Consider the following 15,478-nt stretch of genomic DNA (forward strand, 5'->3'; position numbering starts at 1 on the left):
ACCATCGTGAGCGACCAGAACGTACCCCCGGGCACCGGACCGGAGGACGGCCGGAACCAGGGACCGGGCGCCCAGGGCCCCGGACAGAACCCCTACGGCGGTCCCGGTGCCACCCCGCCAGGCCAGCCGGGTCAGCCGGGTCAGCCGGGCTACGGCGCTCCGGGTCAGTACGGCCAGCAGCCGGGCCAGGGTGGTCAGCCCGGCCAGCCGGGTTACGGCCAGCAGCCCGGTCAGGGTGGCCAGCCGGGTCAGCCTGGCTACGGCCAGCCGCAGTACGGCCAGCAGCCGGGTCAGCCCGGTTACGGCCAGCCCCAGTACGGCCAGCAGCCGGGCCAGCCCGGCTACGGCCAGCCCGGCGGCTACCCGCAGGGTCCTGACTACGGCCAGGTGGCGCAGGCGCAGAGCGGTCTCGTGCAGATCCCGGGCATCGGTACGGTGAAGGTGGCAACCATCGGGTCGCGTGCACTCGCACGCATCATCGACTCAGTGGTCCTTGGCATCATTGTCAGCCTTCTGTCGCTCCTGATGTTCGGTGGTATTACTGCCTCCAGCAGTGGCATCAACGACGACGGAACGGCCTCCGACGGTGCGATCGCCGGGATGTTCGCTTCGTTGTTCGGCTTCTTCGCGATCACAGCCGTGGTCATGGTCGGCTACGAACTGGCGATGATCGCGGTCAAGGGTCAGACGGTCGGCAAGATGATCATGGGCATCAAGGTCGTCCGTTCCAGCGACGGTCAGGTGCCCGGCTGGGGTCCGTCGTTCATGCGCTGGTTGCTGCCGCTGATCGGCTACGCCCTCTGCTACGTCGGCGAGATCCTGGTCTACCTGTCGCCGCTCTTCGACAACTCGGGGCGCGCACAGGGCTGGCACGACAAGGCTGCGAACACGCTGGTGATCGGCACTCGCTAGTCGTCTGAGGGTTGGGAGGGGTTTGTGCTGAGTCCGTTTGAGCAGGACTGGTGGGATGCGTGGAACCTTTGGAGCGCATTGGGCCAAGGAGTTCAGCTACAACCCCTCCCGCCACCAGCGTCGTTGGCACCCGGCGAGTTCGCATATGCCGTCGAACCTTGCGAGGTCCAACGGTACGACGGCATTCGGCTGGCGTTCGGGAACACTGATCGCCATGCGGCGGCAGCTCACTGGCGCACTATTGACAACGGCACGGCGGTTCTGACGCCGCATCGCGTGCATCTGCTCACTAGGCCGACGCCGCAGGACTTCGGTCTCGCCATGGTGACCCGTATGTGGACCGAGCATGACGGGACAGTCCTCGCCTACGGGGACACTCAGTACAAGCTGCGGGTGCCGCGGCCGGTGTGGTTCGACGTCATGTTGAACCACGTCGCTTTCAACCGGCGGATCGATCTCGTGGTCCCGCCGTTCGTGCAGGCCGCGTGGCAGCGCGTCGGCCTGATCAGGTGACCGGCGTCAGAAGTTCCGAAGTACGCCGAAGATCAGCAAGGCGCCCAGAGCAACCTTTGTGAGGATTGCTACCGCCCGTGGGCTGAGGCGCTGCCGGGGCAGGTTGAGCCAGCCGGCGCGGGACAGCGCCCAGGCGAGGACCTCGTAGCCGATGGCAACGCCAATGAGCGGGCCGAGGATCAGGACCGCGGCGTTGAAGTGCCAGGCGGCGTTCAGGTCGCCTTCGAGGAGTGCCGCGGCCATTCTGGTCGCGCCGCAGAACGGGCAGTCGAGACCCGTCAGCGTGTGCAGCGGGCAGGGGATGCCGAGGCCGGACAGCCGGTAGACCCCGGCCAGCGCGAAGCCGCCGATGCCCACTCCGGCCAGTCCCCAGACGCGGCGATCGACAGGCTTCACCGGTCCTTGTGGACGGGGCATCACCGCGAAGGTCACACTCCAACGGTACCCGCGATACTGGTGGTATCGATCGACTGGGAGACGGATTCCGATGAGCACACCGACGCCGCCCGACGACAACCGGCCGCAGGACCAGCCGTACGGAAACGCCCAGCCGGGGTACGGGCAGCAGCAACCGGGCTACGGATACGGGCAGCAGCCACAGCAGCATCCTCAACAGGCGCCGTACGGGCCGGGCTACGGGCAGCCGTACGGCTCGGGCTACGGCCAGCAGCCCTACGGCGCCTACGGCTACGGCTACGGCTCTCCGATGCCGCCCCTGGCCGATTGGGGCCCTCGGGTCGCTGCGTCGCTCATCGACAGCCTGATCTCACTGGCGCCGCTATTGATCGGATTCGGCGCTCTGATCGCGAACACCGCAGCACGCGACGGCAACCCGCCCCCGGACGACGTTCCGCAGTGGTGGTCGATCATCCTCTTCTTCGTCGGCACCATCGCCAGCATTGCGCTCAGCCTGTGGAACCGGGTCTTCCGGCAGGGAGGGTCCGGCCAGAGTGTGGGCAAGAGCGCGCTGCACATCAAGCTGATCGACGCCGTGACCGGAGAACCGATCGGCGCCGGCCGGTCTTTCCTCCGCGACTTCCTCAGTGGCGTCTTCAACAACGCCTGCTTCCTGAACGTCCTGTGGCCCCTGTGGGACGAGCAGAAGCAGACGTGGCACGACAAGGTCATGAACACCTACGTGGTGCGCACCTGACGTCAGTGCGAGCGTAGGAGACCGGCGCAGGCCACTGCCCACAGCACACTGCTGAAGGTGCCGATGATGAAGCGTTCGGCAACGGCTTGCGGGGTGACCGAGGCAGGCTGGTCGGGGCTGCGGAGCTCGGGGTACCTGGCCAGTCCCTTGATCGCCAGCACCACAGCGATGCCTTCCGGCCAGCCGGCGACCAGTGAAGCGTAGATGGCCATTCGCTCGAGTGCACCGATCAGAGCGCCGCCACGCAGTACCTCACCGGCCTTCTGCGTCGACTGGGCCCGTGTGCTCCTCCGGTCGGCCAGGGCCATCACAGAGGTCGTCAGCGGCCCGCCACCTGTCACTGCCAACGCTCCGGCCAGCAGGAGCAGTACGTTCCACCAGCGCTCGGCCCAGCCGGACACACCGTGGCCGGCGAGCAGCAGCACGCCGACAGCGGCCAGACAGGCCAGCATGACTGCACTGATGACGATCTCGAGGGTGGAGCCGGACGACCTGGGTACCCATGCGAGTACGGCGAGGACCAGTGCGGCACCGGTCAGCGACAGGATCAGCGCCGTCACGCAGCAGCCCCGGCGCCGAGGAGATCCGCGGCCAGCACCCGTCCGCGCTGTTCCTCGGCGAAGCCCGCGGCCTGGGCGCGTTGCGTCACCGCCGACTGGCTGATGCCGAGTTTCACGCCGATCTCCCGCCTCGTGAGTCCTTCGCCCAACAGGTCCGCCACTGCCCAGCCACGGTCACTGCGACGCCGCAGCACGGACGCCATCAGCCACAGCACCGTCTCCACCTGCTCTGCTCTGCGCGAGTCCGCTCCGACCACGTTCACGTGGTGCTGACTGGACTTCGCCCGTGTCACCGCCTCCCGCGCGAACACGTACGCGTCGCCGCTTCCGGCCCGGGTGCTGCGTGGCAGCGGCTCGGTGACCTCACCGACGCCGAGTCCGACGTACCAGTTGTCCGACCGGAGCAGTTCGACGATCACGTCGACGGTCGGACGGGCCTCGGACAGCACGCCCTGCACCTCGTCGCCGGCGGTCCGCTCGAACTTCCGCAGCAGTCCGGTCCGCCGCGGCCGGCGGTTCAGGGAGTTGAGTAGCTCAGGTACGAGATCGCTCGTGCTTCGGCTGCCGCGCTGATCTACCGTGAGAACGAAGACCATGCCCTGCACCTCCTTCTGAACGGCTTAAGGCTACAGTCTTATTCACGTAGAGTGAAGGCCAAAACCTGAATCGGTTCAGCCAGTTACTCCCCGTATCCGGCCCGGCGCCAGGTTCACGCCGGGCCGGACGGGTGCCGTACTCAGTCCGTGATCGGCAGGTAGAGCTTCTGGTCGCCTGCCTTGAAGGTTTCCGACATCTCGGCGAAGCCGGCCTCGATGGCGTCCGCCGACGTCATGCCGTGTTCCTCGGCGTACGCGCGGATGTCGGCGGTGATCCGCATCGAGCAGAACTTCGGGCCGCACATCGAGCAGAAGTGCGCGGTCTTCGCGGGCTCGGCGGGCAATGTCTCGTCGTGGAACGACCGGGCGGTGTCCGGATCCAGCGAGAGGTTGAACTGGTCCTCCCAGCGGAACTCGAACCTTGCCTTGGACAACGTGTCGTCCCAGTCCTGCGCGCCCGGATGCCCCTTGGCCAGATCGGCCGCGTGGGCGGCGATCTTGTAGGTGATCACGCCGGTCTTCACGTCGTCACGATCGGGCAGGCCGAGGTGCTCCTTGGGCGTGACGTAGCAGAGCATCGCCGTACCCAGCCAGCCGATCTGGGCAGCGCCGATCGCCGACGTGATGTGGTCGTACGCCGGTGCCACATCGGTTGCCAACGGCCCCAAGGTGTAGAACGGCGCCTCCCCGCAGAGCTCCTCCTCGAGCCGGACGTTCTCCGCGATCTTGTGCATCGGCACGTGTCCGGGGCCTTCGATCATCACCTGTACGTCGTGCTCCCAGGCGATCCGCGTCAGCTCCCCCAGCGTCCGCAGCTCGGCGAACTGCGCATCGTCGTTGGCGTCGGCGATACATCCCGGCCGTAGCCCGTCCCCGAGCGAGAACGTCACGTCGTACTCGCGGAGAATCTCGCACAGCTCCGCGAAATGCGTGTAGAGGAAGGACTCCTGGTGGTGCGCCAGGCACCACGCGGCCATGATCGATCCGCCGCGCGACACGATCCCGGTGATCCGCCGCGCGGTCAGCGGCACGTACCGCAGCAGTACGCCGGCATGAACGGTCATGTAGTCCACGCCCTGCTCGCACTGCTCGATCACGGTGTCGCGGTACACCTCCCACGACAACGCCGCCGGATCGCCCTTCACCTTCTCCAGCGCCTGGTACAACGGCACCGTGCCGATCGGCACCGGCGAGTTCCGCAGGATCCACTCCCGCGTCTCGTGGATGTTCTTCCCGGTGGACAGGTCCATCACGGTGTCCGCGCCCCACCGGGTCGCCCAGACGAGTTTCTCCACCTCTTCCTCGACCGAGCTGCTGACCGCGGAGTTGCCGATGTTCGCGTTCACCTTCACCAGGAACTTCTTCCCGATGATCATCGGCTCGCTCTCCGGATGCCGCCGGTTCGCCGGGATCACCGCGCGTCCGCGCGCAACCTCCGCCCGGACCAACTCCGGATCGAGCCCTTCCCGCAACGCGACGTACCGCATCTCGTCGGTGATCACCCCAGCCCGCGCGTGCCCGAGCTGGGTCCGCGGCTCGCGCCCGGCGATCCACTCGCGCCGTAACGCGGGCAGACCGGCCTGGACGTCGATCTGCGCCGACGCGTCGGTGTACGGACCGGACGTGTCGTAGAGGTCGAAGTGCTCGCCGTTGGTCAGATTCACGCGGCGCGCGGGTACCCCGAGCTCTCCGCGATAGATCTTCTCCGAGCCCGAGATCGGGCCCGTGGTGACGGCCGGACGGATCGTGCTGACATTCACCATGCTGCTGCTCCCTACGCCGGAATTACCCGGACAGGTTCGGCGGTCGGCGGCGCCGGCATTCATGCCAACCGCCCTCTCAGCCCACTACGGTGCGAGCTCCCGCGATTTCCAGTTGTGACGGCCACCCTAGACGATGCCTGTAAGTTCTAGAGATGCGAGACCTCGTCTATCCGCCTGTCGTCGCCTTCGCGAAGACCGCGTTCAAGGTGCTGGATCTGAAGATCCGGCGGACCGGGACCGAGCACGTGCCGCGCACCGGCGGGGCCCTGATCGCGCTCAACCACATCAGCTACGTCGACTTCATCCTCGGCGGGTACGGCGCACTCCCGGCCAAGCGGCTCGTCCGGTTCATGGCGAAGGAGGTGCTGTTCCGCAACCGGTACTCCGGTCCGTTGATGCGCGGGATGCACCACATCCCGGTGGACCGGGACGCGGGCGCCGCGTCGTACCAGCAGGCCCTGGAGCACCTGGCGGCCGGTGAGCTGGTCGGCGTGTTCCCGGAGGCGACGATCAGCCGGTCGTTCGAGCTCAAGGAGTTCAAGTCCGGCGCGGTGCGGATGGCGGCGGAGGCCGGCGTACCGGTGCTGCCGATGATCCTGTGGGGCACGCAGCGGATGTTCACCAAGGACCACCCGCGGGACTTCACCCGGCACCGGCCGATCTCGATCAGCATCGGCGCGCCGATCACGGTGACGCGCGACGACGACCCGACCGAGGCGACCGCGCACCTTCGGTCCACGATGGCCGGGATGCTGGACGAGACGATCCGCGCCTACCCCGAGCAACCGGCCGGTGCCTGGTGGTTACCGGCCGCGTACGGCGGCAGCGCGCCGACTCCCGAGGAGGCCCAACGGCTGGACGCCGAGGAACTCGCCAGGCGGGCAGCCAAGCGTCAGTAACCGGACCAGACCTTGACCCTCGGCCCGGTACGAGGGTACGAAGTCTCTCGTTGACAGAGCAGGAACCTGGGGGGTCCCTGTGCTGCGGGCGGCTGCGGTGGCTCGCGTACCAGAGCGGGCGGGGATGGTTTTGTTCGATTCATCGGAAGAACTGCATTTGTTCGACCCGGGGGCGCTGACACCCGCCCCGCACGTGTCCGAGCACATCCCGGACGCCGGGGCGTTCTTCGTCGACTGGGCGACCCGGGGGCTGTCCGCGGAGCGCGCCCGGGAGATCGAGTCCGCGGTGAACGGCCGGCGCAACCAGAACGGCTGGTTCCCGCTCGAGTCGCTGGACACCATCGGCCGCAAGGGCTTCTGGCGTGGCCCGCTGACCTACCTGGCCCGGATGACGGCCGACGACGCGCGGATCGTGCAGGAGTGGGCCACGGACGGCCTCGGCGGCGCCCAGTCGAACCGCATCGAGGCGACCGTCGACCACCTGCTCCACCAGCAGGGCCACGCCGCCGCGGCCACCTGGGCGGTCGCCGTCCGCCCACGCACGTACCTGGACGCAGAGGTCCTCGGCGACCGCCTCCTGGCGGCCTGGGAATACAACCTCGGCTCCATCCGCGCCAAAGACGTAGCCAAGTCCGTACGACGCTGGAACCGCTGAAGACTGCTGTACGGCGGGCAGCCGCCAGACCGCCCGTCGTACAGCTCAGTGGAACTGCGGGATGATCAAGTACAGCCCGTAGAGCACTGCTGCCAGACAGGCCGCGAAACAGAGTGCAGCCACACCTGTGTCCACGAAGGACGGCTGCCGCTTCTCGTCGATCGCTACGGCCCGCCGCGACATAGCGGTCACACCGAACGCGAACAGCATCGCCAGCCCGACACCGAAGAGCAGGCTGACCAGTGCGACCTCACCGAGGGCACTCCAGTTGATGTGCATCGCCGTACTCCTCTCAGGCCGCAGCAGCGGTGGTGGTGGACGGGGTGGTAGCGCTCGGGTACTCGTTGACGTTCTCCGACGTCACCGGGCGGCGCCGGGACGCGGCGTAGATGCCGCCACCGGCCGCGACCGCCAGGACCGCGATGACGACCACACCGAGGTTGCCGGAGTCCGCGACGCGGCCAGACAGGGCGCCGACGATCGCAGCGGCCGGCAGCGTGAGCAGCCAGGCCACGGCCATCCGGCCGGCGACGGTCCAGCGCACCTCGGCCAGCCGCTTGCCGAGGCCGGCGCCGAGGATGCTGCCGGAGCAGACCTGGGTGGTGGACAGCGGGAAGCCCAGGTGCGAGGAGGCCAGCAGCACGGCGGTCGAGCTCGTCTCCGCGGAGAAGCCCTGCGGCGACTCGATCTCGGCCAGGCCCTTGCCCATCGTCCGGATGATCCGCCAGCCGCCCAGGTAGGTGCCGGCCGCGATCGCCAGGCCGGCCGCCAGGATCACCCACAGCGGCGGGCGGGACCCGGAGGCGAGGCTGCCCGAGGTGATCAGCACCAGCGTGATGACGCCCATCGTCTTCTGCGCGTCACCGGTGCCGTGCGCGAGCGAGACCAGCGACGCGGACGCCATCTGCCCGGCCCGGAACCCGTCGTCGACCGACTTCTTCCGCGCCCGCGCGGTGATCCTGTACGCCAGGAAAGTCCCGAGCAGCGCGACCACACCGGCCACCAGCGGGGCCGCGATCGCCGGGACGATGATCTTCTGGACGACGGTGCCGAAATGTACGGCGCTGCTCCCGGACGCGATCCAGGTGGCGCCGATCAGGCCGCCGAACAGCGCGTGCGACGAGGAGCTCGGCAGACCGAGGTACCAGGTCAGCAGATTCCAGAGGATCGCTCCGACGAGCCCGCCGAAGATCACCGGCACGGTCACCTTGGCATCGTCCACGATGCCGCTGGAGATCGTCTTGGCCACCTCGGTCGAGATGAACGCGCCGACCAGGTTCAGGACGGCGGACAGTGCGACCGCGATCTTCGGTTTCAGGGCCCCGGTGGCGATCGAGGTCGCCATCGCGTTGGCGGTGTCGTGGAACCCGTTGGTGAAGTCGAACACCAGCGCGGTGACGATCACCACGACGACGAGGAACGAAAGGTCCATAGCGACCACTTCCCTAGGCGGACGATCAGCAGCGTCGATCGACCGTAGGCCGGGTGAGTGAACTCGAAATGAACCGGTTCGGGACCCTACTCGAGGATCAGGTGAGCCAGGCCGTAGACGCCGGCCGCGACGATGCCGGCGGCGGGGATGGTCAGGATCCATGCGGTGACGATGCCCTTGGCGACGCCCCAGCGGACGGCGGACAGGCGCTTGGTGGCGCCGGCGCCCATCACCGCGGAGGTGATCGTGTGCGTGGTGGAGACCGGGGCGTGCAGGCCGATCGCCATCACGTACAGCACGGTGGCGGCGACCGCCTCGGAGGCGAACCCGCGGGCCGGGTCGAGGTGGATGATCCGGCGGCCGAGGGTCCGCATGATCCGCCAGCCGCCGGAGTACGTGCCGAGCGAGATCGCGGTCGCGGCGGCCAGCTTCACCCAGATCGGGATGCCGTCGCCCTTGTCCACGTGACCGGTGGTGAGCAGTGCCAGGAAGATCACGCCCATCGTCTTCTGCGCGTCCTGGAGGCCGTGCCCGAGCGCCATCGCGGCCGCCGACAGCGACTGCGCCATCCGGAACCCGCGGGTGGTCTTGCCGGGGTTGCGGTTCCGGAAGATCCACAGGATCGCGGTCATCAGCAGGAACGCGCCGACGAACCCGACCGCGGGCGACAGCACCATCGGGATGACGACCTTGTCGACGATGCCCGACCACAGCACCACGCTGCTCGAGGCCAGACCGGCTCCGACCAGGCCGCCGATCAGCGCGTGCGACGAGGAGCTGGGCAGACCGAAGTACCAGGTGATCAGGTTCCAGGTGATGGCACCAGTCAGGGCAGCAATCACGATCACCAGGCCGTGTTTGCCGGCCGGCGCGCTGATGATGCCCTTGCCGACGGTGTCGGCCACCTCGGTGCCGAGGAAGGCGCCGAGGAAGTTCATCACCGCGGCCATCACCAGCGCCACCCGCGGCGTCAGCGCGCGGGTGGACACCGAGGTCGCGATCGCGTTGGCGGCGTCGTGGAAGCCGTTGGTGTAGTCGAAGGCCAGCGCGATGACGACGACGGCGATGACGAGCGCGAACTCCACGCTCAGCTCTCCTTGACGGCGATCTGTTCGACCGTGTTGGCGACGTGCTCGAAGGCGTCGACCGCCTCCTCCAGCAGGTCGACCACGGTCTTGAGCTTCATCACCGTCAGCGCCTCGTACTCACCGCTGAACAGCTTCGCGATCAGCCGCCGGTGCACAGCGTCACCGGTGTTCTCCAGGCGGTTGATCTCGATCCAGTACTCGGCCAGGTCCTTCATGGTCCGCAGCCGGGGCATCGTCTCGGCGGTCAACTGGGCGGCCCGCTGCAGCACCTCGATCTGCTCGGCCACCTCTTCCGGCAGCTTCTCCAGGTTGAAGAGGTGGATCGTGTCGACCGCCTCCTCCATGAAGTCCATGACGTCGTCCAGATCGGAGGCCAGCCGGTAGATGTCCTCGCGGTCGAACGGGGTGACGAAGGTCGAGTTCACCCGGCGAATGATCGAGTGGGTGGTCTCGTCGGCCGCGTGTTCCGCGTCCTTCATCTGGGCAGCGATCTGGTGGCTCGCGGAGAGCCCGGTCCCCGCCGTACTGCCGAGCAATTCCGCCAGGATCCGCGATCCCTCCACGAGGTGGTTCGCGGACTCGGTGAAAAGGTCGTAGAACGTCGGGTCGTTCGGACGCAGACGTAACGGCACTTCAAGCTCCGGATGAACGAGGGACAAACCGTGAACATGCTAGGGGGAACCACCGGTTGACGCGGCATCCGCCCCGATCAACGTAGCGCGTCGCGGTGAACCGCGTTTTCCGGCGCGCACGGCTGGTAACTGATCGGTTTCAGCGTGTTAGCACGGCGTAGAGGTCGAAGAGCCCGACCACGAGCACCAGACCGGCCGCGATCCGGAGCACGTTCTCGTGGCCGAGGGCATGGACCGCACCTCCTTTGGTACGGCGGTAGACGGCGCTCACCGCCGCCCAGCAGCCCATCGACAGCACGAGAACGACGATCCCGAGACCGGTCCGGACGTCCGACGAGCCGTGGCCGGAGGCAATCAGCAGGACGCCGTTGGCAATCAGTCCGAGCGCCGTACGCCGCCACGCCAGCAGGGTCCGCTCCGGCTGGCGGCCTGGATCCGGTGTGCTCATCGACACATTCACCGCCAGAGCGAGAACAGCAGGCCGATCAGGCCGACCACGGCGATTGTTGCTCCGAGCATCAGCGGGAGTCTGGTCACCGGGAGCGCGCCGCCGCGGCGGATCGCGGTCAGGTTGAGCTGCCAGCGCCGGAACGCTCCTGCGGTCGTGACGATTCCGGCGATCACCAGGACGATGCCGATGACCCGGGCCGGCCAGCGGTCCGGTCCGAGATCGAGGAACTGGACCGCGGACAGCCCGCCGGCGTAACAGGCGAGGGACGTCCGTAGGTAGGCCAGGTAGGTGCGTTCGTTCGCCAGGGTGAAGCGGTAGTCGGGCTCTTCCTCCGTCATTCGCAGCTCACCAGGCCGTGGTCCTGTTTCAGTGTCAGCACACGGCGCACGCTACTCGTCAACTGCGTGGCGAAGGACTTGTCCTGCTGGGCCTTGGCGACCAGCGCCGCCACCATCTCGGCGGTCAGCCCGGCCTTCGCGTTGATGACGATGTCGCCACCGGCCGCCACGAACCGCGTGGCGCGATCGCCGGCCGGGACCGCAGCAACCTCCGCCGCGGCGCCGACGTCGTCGGTGATCACGACGCCACGCCAGCCGAGATCACCGCGCACCATGCCCTGGATGACGGTCGGCGAGAACACGGCGCGGTTCTTCGGATCGATCTTCGTGTACGTCACGGTCGAGATCATCACCATCGACGTACCGGCCTTGATCCCGTCCGCGAACGGCTGCAGGTCGGCGTCACCGCGGACAGTGACGTTGTCGACAACCCCGGAGGAGAAGTCGGTGTTGCCGCGCACGCGTCCGAGTCCCGGGAAGTGCTTGACCGACGTCGCGATCCCGGCGTTGCGCATGCCCTGGACGAACGCTTTTACTCCCTGACCGGCTGCCTCGGGCGTGTCGCCGTACTCGCGGTCCAACTGGCCGATCGGTGCGTTCTGCGACTTGAGCGAGCTGGGTACGACGTCGGCGACCGGCGCGAGGTCGACGTTGACGCCGGCCTCCTCGAGCTGGCTGCCCCACTGCTCGGCCTGTGCGGTGAGTTTGGAGCTCGACCAGGTGCCCTGCACCGTGGCCGCCGGGATGCGGTCGAACCCGGAGCCCTTGAGGCGCTGGATCTGGCCGCCCTCCTGGTCCGCGGCGATCAACGGACGGACGCCCTTCACCGTCGCGGCCGCGTTCACCGCGGCCATCGCCGTACGGGTGTGCGAGAGGCTGCCGCTGTTGCCGATCAGGAACACGCTGCCGGACTTCTCCTGCTGTACGACGGCACGCTGGGCGGACGTCATACCGGTGGAGGCGATCCCGGTCATGATCAGCTGTGCGGCCTTCTCCCGCAGCGTGAGAGCCTGCAGCTTCTGGTCGACGCAGCCCGCCGCGCTGGTCGGCGGTTTCGAGGTCGGCGGCTCGGACGGAGTCGCTGTGTCGCTGGGTGTGTCGGTTGGTGTGGTCGCCGGGGAGCTCGGGTCGCCGGTGACCGGGATCGAGGACGACGGCACTGTGCTCGGCCCTGCGGTCGGGGAACCACTGTCACCACAGCCGGTCACGGCGAGGGCAGTCAGCGCGATGAGCGTGACCGGGCGCCTCATCTCAGTTTCGCTCCCACGCCGCGCGATCGATGGTGTCACCGGAATGCCGGGCCAGTGTCGAGCAGACGTCGTACAGGTGCTCGACCTGCTCGGGGCTGAGCGCGTCGAAGATCGCCTTGCGGACCTCCTCGACATGACCGGGTGCCGTGTCGACCAGCTTCTGCCGGCCGAGCTCGGTGAGGATCGCGACCTGGCCGCGGCGGTCGGACTCGATGCCCTCGCGCTTCACCCAGCCGTTCTGCTCGAGCCGGTTGACCGCGTGCGAGAGCCGACTGCGGGAGCCCTGCGTGGCGACCGCGAGTTCACTCATCCGCAGCCGGTTGGCAGGCGCCTCGGACAGCCGGACGAGAATCTCGTAGTACGTGTGCGGAATTCCGGCGTCGCGCTGCAGTTGCTGCTCGATCCGGCTGCTCACTACGCGCTGCGCCGCGATGTACGCGCGCCAGGCCTGCGCCTCTGTCTGGTCCAGCCACCGGGGTTCCGCCATCCCCGCAGCGTACTTGTTCACCGAGCCGGATCAGCAGTACGGCGGCCGCACACACCAGCATGCCGACGACGGCGAGCGCGCCGATCGTCTCGTGGAACAGCAGGAACGCGAACACCATCGTGGTCGGCGGCACCAGGTAGAGCAGCGAACTGATGCGTGTCGCGCCGGAGAGCTTGAGGTTGACCAGGTACAGCCCCCAGCCGCCGCCGGTTGCCAGCAGCACCAGCCAGAGCACCGCGCCGTAGAAGCCCGGGTCCTCAGGCACGGTCAGTCGATGGGTCGACGCGGCCAACGCGGTGAACAGAACTGCCGACACGAGGCTCTGGACTGCCAGCGCGTCCAGCGAGTTCGTCGCCGGCTTTCGATGGCGATCCAGGCAGGTCCCCGCGACCAGGCCGAGGAGACCGCCGATCGGGATCAGGAAGAGGAGCGGTGAACCGTGGCCGGCGCCGAGGTCGTCCGCCACGACCAGACCGACGCCGAGCAGACCGAGGAGCAGTCCCAGCCATTGGCGCCCACTGACCCGTTCGCCGAGCAGCGGCCCGGCGACGGTCGCGATCAGGATCGGCTGGAGCGATCCGATGAGTGCGGTGACGCCGGCCGTGATGCCGTTGTCGATACCGGTGAAGATCAGGCCCAGGTAAACGAACTGGGTGAGGACCGCCATCCACACCTGGCCCACGAGGTCGCGGCGGGAGATCCGCGGCCGCCGGATCGCCAGCACCACGGCGGCGATCGCGCCCGCGACGAGGAACCGCCAGGCGAGCAGGTCGAACGCGTTCGTGTACTCCGTCCCCCAGCGCGCACCGATGAAGCCACAGCTCCAGAACACGACGAACCCGGTCCCGGCAGCCAGCGTGAGCGCCCTGTGCGTGATCATGGGAGACAGTAACCATACCGGTCGGTATACTGTCAGTATGCTCGACCAACAGGTGAGACTGATCGTGAACCGCGAGGTCCGTGCGGCACCGCGGCTGACCCCGGCCGGCGAGCGCATCCTGGCGGCCGCGTCGACGCTTTTCTACGAGCAGGGGATCCGGACCGTCGGCGTCGATGCGATCGCCGCGGCGGCGGACGTGACGAAGAAGACGCTGTACGACCGGTTCGGGTCGAAGGATCGGCTGATCGCGGCGTACCTGGAGCAGCGGGATCGGACCTGGCATCTGTTCCTGGACGAACAGCTGGCCGCGCGGAATCCGGCCACGCCCGAAGAGGTGATCCTGGTGCTGTTCGCCGCGCTGACGGACTGGCTAGCCGGATCGCGCAACGGGTGCGGATTCATCAACGCGAGCGTGGAACTGGCGGCGCCGGACCATCCGGCGATGCCCGTGATCGTCGGCCAGAAGCGGTGGATGCGGTCCGAGTTCGAGGCGCAGGCGAAGGCGGCGGGACTCGGGGACGCGGGTGAGCTGGCCGATCGGCTGCTGTTGCTCCACGAGGGCGCACTGGTCAGTTACCGGGTCGCGGCGATGACCTCGGCGCCGGAGGTCGCGGCGCGGGCGGCCGCCGATCTGCTGGCCGGGTGGCCCCGGGTCTAGGTGTTGCTCCGCTTGGTGATGGTTAGACCAACGAGGCGGGACACGACCATGGCGACGTACCCGAGGCCGGCGAGCTGTTCGAGCATCACCACCGAGCGTCCCCAGGACGTGATCGGGACGATGTCGCTCAGGCCGGTGCTGGACAGCGTGGTGAAACTGAGGAACAGCAGTTCCATCCAGGTGCGATCGTTGGCTGGGTCAACGGCTGCGGTGAAGCTGCCGGGGACGAGGACCTGCACGAACACGTACAGGTAGGCGAAACCCCAAGCCACCAAGGTGAAAGTGGCACCGGTCGCGAAGAGTTCGTCGACGCTGACCTCGTGGTCGGAAAGCATGTAGCGGAGCAGGCAGTACGCCGCGTAGAAGTAGAAGGCCGCGTGCAGCGCGCCGGAGATCGCGATAACCGGTTCGGTCGGGTTGAACGCGTCGAGCAACGACAGCGCCACCGCCGGGATGCCCAGGCAGATGCTGATCCAGGTGAGGCCTGGGGTCGCGCGGACGGAGAAGACCGCGAGCACGAGTACGACGATGCCGAGGATCTCGAACGCGACACGGCCGGAGCGTGATCCTTCCATCACCGGATAGACGAGTACGCCGAGCAACTGCACCACGAGCAGCACCGCGGACGGGTTCCGCCGAGCGTGGCCCAGCACACTCATGACGCCTGCTCGCGGGAGGCGATGATCGCGGCGCGGCGGGCAAGCCGGTGACTCCGGCGGATCTCGGCCTCGCGCAACCGCCGGCGGTCCTCGTCCGTCTCCGGAACCGCCTGCGGCACCTGCCGCGGCTTCCCGTCCTCGTCGACGGCCACGAACACCAGGTACGCCGACGCGACGTGCACCTGCGGACCGACCGCGTCCCAGCGATCGGCGGTGATCCGTACTCCGACCTCCATCGAGCTCCGCCCGGTCCAGTTCACCTGCGCGCTGAAGTGCACGACATCACCGACCCGCACCGGGACCAGAAACACCATCTCGTCCATCGAAGCGGTGACCGCGGGCCCGCCGGAGTGCCGCGCCGCGACCACGCCGGCCACCGAGTCGACCAACGTCATAATCACGCCGCCGTGCACGGTGCCGAGCAGGTTCGTCTCGTTCTGCGCGGTGATGTGCGACAGCGACAGCCGCGTCTCCGAGGTCGGCCGCGACGACGGGCTGCTGGTCATACAACTCCTTGGGTCACTCCGGCTGGGTCTGCGGCAGCGTATCCGC

21 protein-coding genes and 1 riboswitch are annotated in these 15,478 nt (G+C 68.0%); of the genes, 6 read left to right on the forward strand and 15 right to left on the reverse strand.

The genetic code is table 11. The features are described 5' to 3' along the window. Positions 1-6 precede the first annotated feature (6 nt). Together EV649_RS12575 and EV649_RS12580 are read left to right on the forward strand one after the other, a co-directional pair. A complete protein-coding gene (locus EV649_RS12575; RefSeq protein WP_130383381.1) occupies positions 7-912 on the forward strand; it encodes an RDD family protein in 906 nt (301 codons plus the stop codon). Between the two features lie 333 nt (positions 913-1,245). After that, positions 1,246-1,425 (forward strand): hypothetical protein, encoded by a 180-nt coding sequence (locus EV649_RS12580; protein ID WP_130383382.1) that lies wholly within the window; start codon positions 1,246-1,248, stop codon positions 1,423-1,425. A gap of 6 nt (positions 1,426-1,431) precedes the next feature. Here the strand turns inward: EV649_RS12580 and EV649_RS12585 are convergent, their stop codons facing one another. Next, the gene (locus tag EV649_RS12585; RefSeq protein ID WP_241998025.1) at positions 1,432-1,821 is read right to left on the reverse strand and encodes a DUF2752 domain-containing protein; all 390 of its coding nucleotides are present in this window, start codon (positions 1,819-1,821) and stop codon (positions 1,432-1,434) included. 91 nt (positions 1,822-1,912) lie between these two features. Between EV649_RS12585 and EV649_RS12590 the strand changes: the two genes are divergently transcribed. Then, entirely contained in the window at positions 1,913-2,578 is a 666-nt protein-coding gene (locus EV649_RS12590) for an RDD family protein (RefSeq protein ID WP_157996231.1), read from the forward strand. Between the two features lie 2 nt (positions 2,579-2,580). Here EV649_RS12590 and EV649_RS12595 read toward each other — a convergent pair whose 3' ends face one another. From EV649_RS12595 to thiC, 3 genes are all read right to left on the reverse strand, one after another. Next, positions 2,581-3,138: a hypothetical protein gene (locus tag EV649_RS12595; RefSeq protein WP_130383385.1), complete on the reverse strand. Its 558-nt coding sequence runs from the start codon at positions 3,136-3,138 to the stop codon at positions 2,581-2,583. Then, positions 3,135-3,734, reverse strand: a complete 600-nt coding sequence (locus tag EV649_RS12600; RefSeq protein WP_130383386.1) for a transposase — start codon at positions 3,732-3,734, stop codon at positions 3,135-3,137. Before EV649_RS12600 ends, EV649_RS12595 begins: the two co-directional genes overlap by 4 nt. 140 nt (positions 3,735-3,874) lie before the next feature. Beyond that, positions 3,875-5,497, reverse strand: a complete 1,623-nt coding sequence (thiC, locus tag EV649_RS12605; protein WP_130383387.1) for a phosphomethylpyrimidine synthase ThiC — start codon at positions 5,495-5,497, stop codon at positions 3,875-3,877. Next, a riboswitch (TPP riboswitch) is annotated at positions 5,489-5,610 on the reverse strand. Its footprint overlaps the gene before it by 9 nt. Before the next feature lie 39 nt (positions 5,611-5,649). Here thiC and EV649_RS12610 point away from each other — a divergent pair. Together EV649_RS12610 and EV649_RS12615 are read left to right on the forward strand one after the other, a co-directional pair. Further along, a complete protein-coding gene (locus EV649_RS12610) occupies positions 5,650-6,396 on the forward strand; it encodes a lysophospholipid acyltransferase family protein (protein ID WP_130383388.1) in 747 nt (248 codons plus the stop codon). A gap of 124 nt (positions 6,397-6,520) precedes the next feature. After that, positions 6,521-7,051 (forward strand): hypothetical protein, encoded by a 531-nt coding sequence (locus tag EV649_RS12615; RefSeq protein ID WP_241998044.1) that lies wholly within the window; start codon positions 6,521-6,523, stop codon positions 7,049-7,051. A 45-nt stretch (positions 7,052-7,096) separates the two neighbouring features. Here EV649_RS12615 and EV649_RS12620 read toward each other — a convergent pair whose 3' ends face one another. From EV649_RS12620 to EV649_RS12660, 9 genes are all read right to left on the reverse strand, one after another. Next, the gene (locus tag EV649_RS12620) at positions 7,097-7,330 is read right to left on the reverse strand and encodes a hypothetical protein (RefSeq protein WP_130383390.1); all 234 of its coding nucleotides are present in this window, start codon (positions 7,328-7,330) and stop codon (positions 7,097-7,099) included. Between the two features lie 13 nt (positions 7,331-7,343). Continuing rightward, positions 7,344-8,483, reverse strand: a complete 1,140-nt coding sequence (locus EV649_RS12625; protein WP_130383391.1) for an inorganic phosphate transporter — start codon at positions 8,481-8,483, stop codon at positions 7,344-7,346. 86 nt (positions 8,484-8,569) lie between these two features. Beyond that, positions 8,570-9,568: an inorganic phosphate transporter gene (locus EV649_RS12630; RefSeq protein WP_130383392.1), complete on the reverse strand. Its 999-nt coding sequence runs from the start codon at positions 9,566-9,568 to the stop codon at positions 8,570-8,572. A gap of 2 nt (positions 9,569-9,570) precedes the next feature. Next, positions 9,571-10,203 carry a DUF47 family protein gene (locus EV649_RS12635; protein WP_130383393.1) on the reverse strand — a complete coding sequence of 211 codons (633 nt, stop codon included), beginning with the start codon at positions 10,201-10,203 and terminating at the stop codon, positions 9,571-9,573. Positions 10,204-10,342: 139 nt separating this feature from the next. Next, positions 10,343-10,651 carry a DUF202 domain-containing protein gene (locus tag EV649_RS12640; protein ID WP_130383394.1) on the reverse strand — a complete coding sequence of 103 codons (309 nt, stop codon included), beginning with the start codon at positions 10,649-10,651 and terminating at the stop codon, positions 10,343-10,345. Positions 10,652-10,659: 8 nt separating this feature from the next. Further along, on the reverse strand, positions 10,660-10,992 hold the full coding sequence (locus EV649_RS12645; RefSeq protein WP_130383395.1) for a DUF202 domain-containing protein: 333 nt from the start codon (positions 10,990-10,992) through the stop codon (positions 10,660-10,662). Continuing rightward, entirely contained in the window at positions 10,989-12,242 is a 1,254-nt protein-coding gene (locus tag EV649_RS12650; RefSeq protein ID WP_130383396.1) for a glycoside hydrolase family 3 N-terminal domain-containing protein, read from the reverse strand. The genes EV649_RS12645 and EV649_RS12650 overlap by 4 nt, the downstream gene beginning before the upstream one ends. Position 12,243: 1 nt before the next feature. Beyond that, positions 12,244-12,657 (reverse strand): MarR family transcriptional regulator, encoded by a 414-nt coding sequence (locus EV649_RS41110; RefSeq protein ID WP_241998047.1) that lies wholly within the window; start codon positions 12,655-12,657, stop codon positions 12,244-12,246. After that, complete coding sequence (locus EV649_RS12660; RefSeq protein ID WP_198682417.1) at positions 12,545-13,609, reverse strand: DMT family transporter; 1,065 nt, start codon at positions 13,607-13,609, stop codon at positions 12,545-12,547. The genes EV649_RS41110 and EV649_RS12660 overlap by 113 nt, the downstream gene beginning before the upstream one ends. A 37-nt stretch (positions 13,610-13,646) precedes the next feature. Here EV649_RS12660 and EV649_RS12665 point away from each other — a divergent pair, with 37 nt between their 5' ends. Beyond that, on the forward strand, positions 13,647-14,267 hold the full coding sequence (locus EV649_RS12665; protein WP_130383399.1) for a TetR/AcrR family transcriptional regulator: 621 nt from the start codon (positions 13,647-13,649) through the stop codon (positions 14,265-14,267). Here the strand turns inward: EV649_RS12665 and EV649_RS12670 are convergent. Beyond that, positions 14,264-14,926 (reverse strand): potassium channel family protein, encoded by a 663-nt coding sequence (locus EV649_RS12670; RefSeq protein WP_130383400.1) that lies wholly within the window; start codon positions 14,924-14,926, stop codon positions 14,264-14,266. The two genes, EV649_RS12665 and EV649_RS12670, sit on opposite strands and share 4 nt — an antisense overlap. Beyond that, a complete protein-coding gene (locus tag EV649_RS12675) occupies positions 14,923-15,432 on the reverse strand; it encodes an acyl-CoA thioesterase (protein ID WP_130383401.1) in 510 nt (169 codons plus the stop codon). Before EV649_RS12675 ends, EV649_RS12670 begins: the two co-directional genes overlap by 4 nt. Positions 15,433-15,478 lie beyond the last annotated feature (46 nt).

The sequence above is a fragment of the Kribbella sp. VKM Ac-2569 genome (assembly GCF_004216905.1).
In the GTDB taxonomy this organism is placed as follows: domain Bacteria; phylum Actinomycetota; class Actinomycetes; order Propionibacteriales; family Kribbellaceae; genus Kribbella.

Coding starts and splice junctions, on each gene's coding strand:
- EV649_RS12600 (WP_130383386.1), bottom strand. CDS start 3,734: ATGGTCTTCGTTCTCACGGTAGATCAGCGCGGCAGCCGAAGCACGAGC.
- EV649_RS12620 (WP_130383390.1), bottom strand. CDS start 7,330: ATGCACATCAACTGGAGTGCCCTCGGTGAGGTCGCACTGGTCAGCCTG.
- EV649_RS12625 (WP_130383391.1), bottom strand. CDS start 8,483: ATGGACCTTTCGTTCCTCGTCGTCGTGGTGATCGTCACCGCGCTGGTG.
- EV649_RS12610 (WP_130383388.1), top strand. CDS start 5,650: ATGCGAGACCTCGTCTATCCGCCTGTCGTCGCCTTCGCGAAGACCGCG.
- EV649_RS12650 (WP_130383396.1), bottom strand. CDS start 12,242: ATGAGGCGCCCGGTCACGCTCATCGCGCTGACTGCCCTCGCCGTGACC.
- EV649_RS12645 (WP_130383395.1), bottom strand. CDS start 10,992: ATGACGGAGGAAGAGCCCGACTACCGCTTCACCCTGGCGAACGAACGC.
- EV649_RS12675 (WP_130383401.1), bottom strand. CDS start 15,432: ATGACCAGCAGCCCGTCGTCGCGGCCGACCTCGGAGACGCGGCTGTCG.
- EV649_RS12580 (WP_130383382.1), top strand. CDS start 1,246: ATGTGGACCGAGCATGACGGGACAGTCCTCGCCTACGGGGACACTCAG.
- EV649_RS12660 (WP_198682417.1), bottom strand. CDS start 13,609: ATGATCACGCACAGGGCGCTCACGCTGGCTGCCGGGACCGGGTTCGTC.
- EV649_RS12665 (WP_130383399.1), top strand. CDS start 13,647: ATGCTCGACCAACAGGTGAGACTGATCGTGAACCGCGAGGTCCGTGCG.
- EV649_RS12670 (WP_130383400.1), bottom strand. CDS start 14,926: ATGAGTGTGCTGGGCCACGCTCGGCGGAACCCGTCCGCGGTGCTGCTC.
- EV649_RS12615 (WP_241998044.1), top strand. CDS start 6,521: ATGGTTTTGTTCGATTCATCGGAAGAACTGCATTTGTTCGACCCGGGG.
- EV649_RS12640 (WP_130383394.1), bottom strand. CDS start 10,651: ATGAGCACACCGGATCCAGGCCGCCAGCCGGAGCGGACCCTGCTGGCG.
- EV649_RS12590 (WP_157996231.1), top strand. CDS start 1,913: ATGAGCACACCGACGCCGCCCGACGACAACCGGCCGCAGGACCAGCCG.
- thiC (WP_130383387.1), bottom strand. CDS start 5,497: ATGGTGAATGTCAGCACGATCCGTCCGGCCGTCACCACGGGCCCGATC.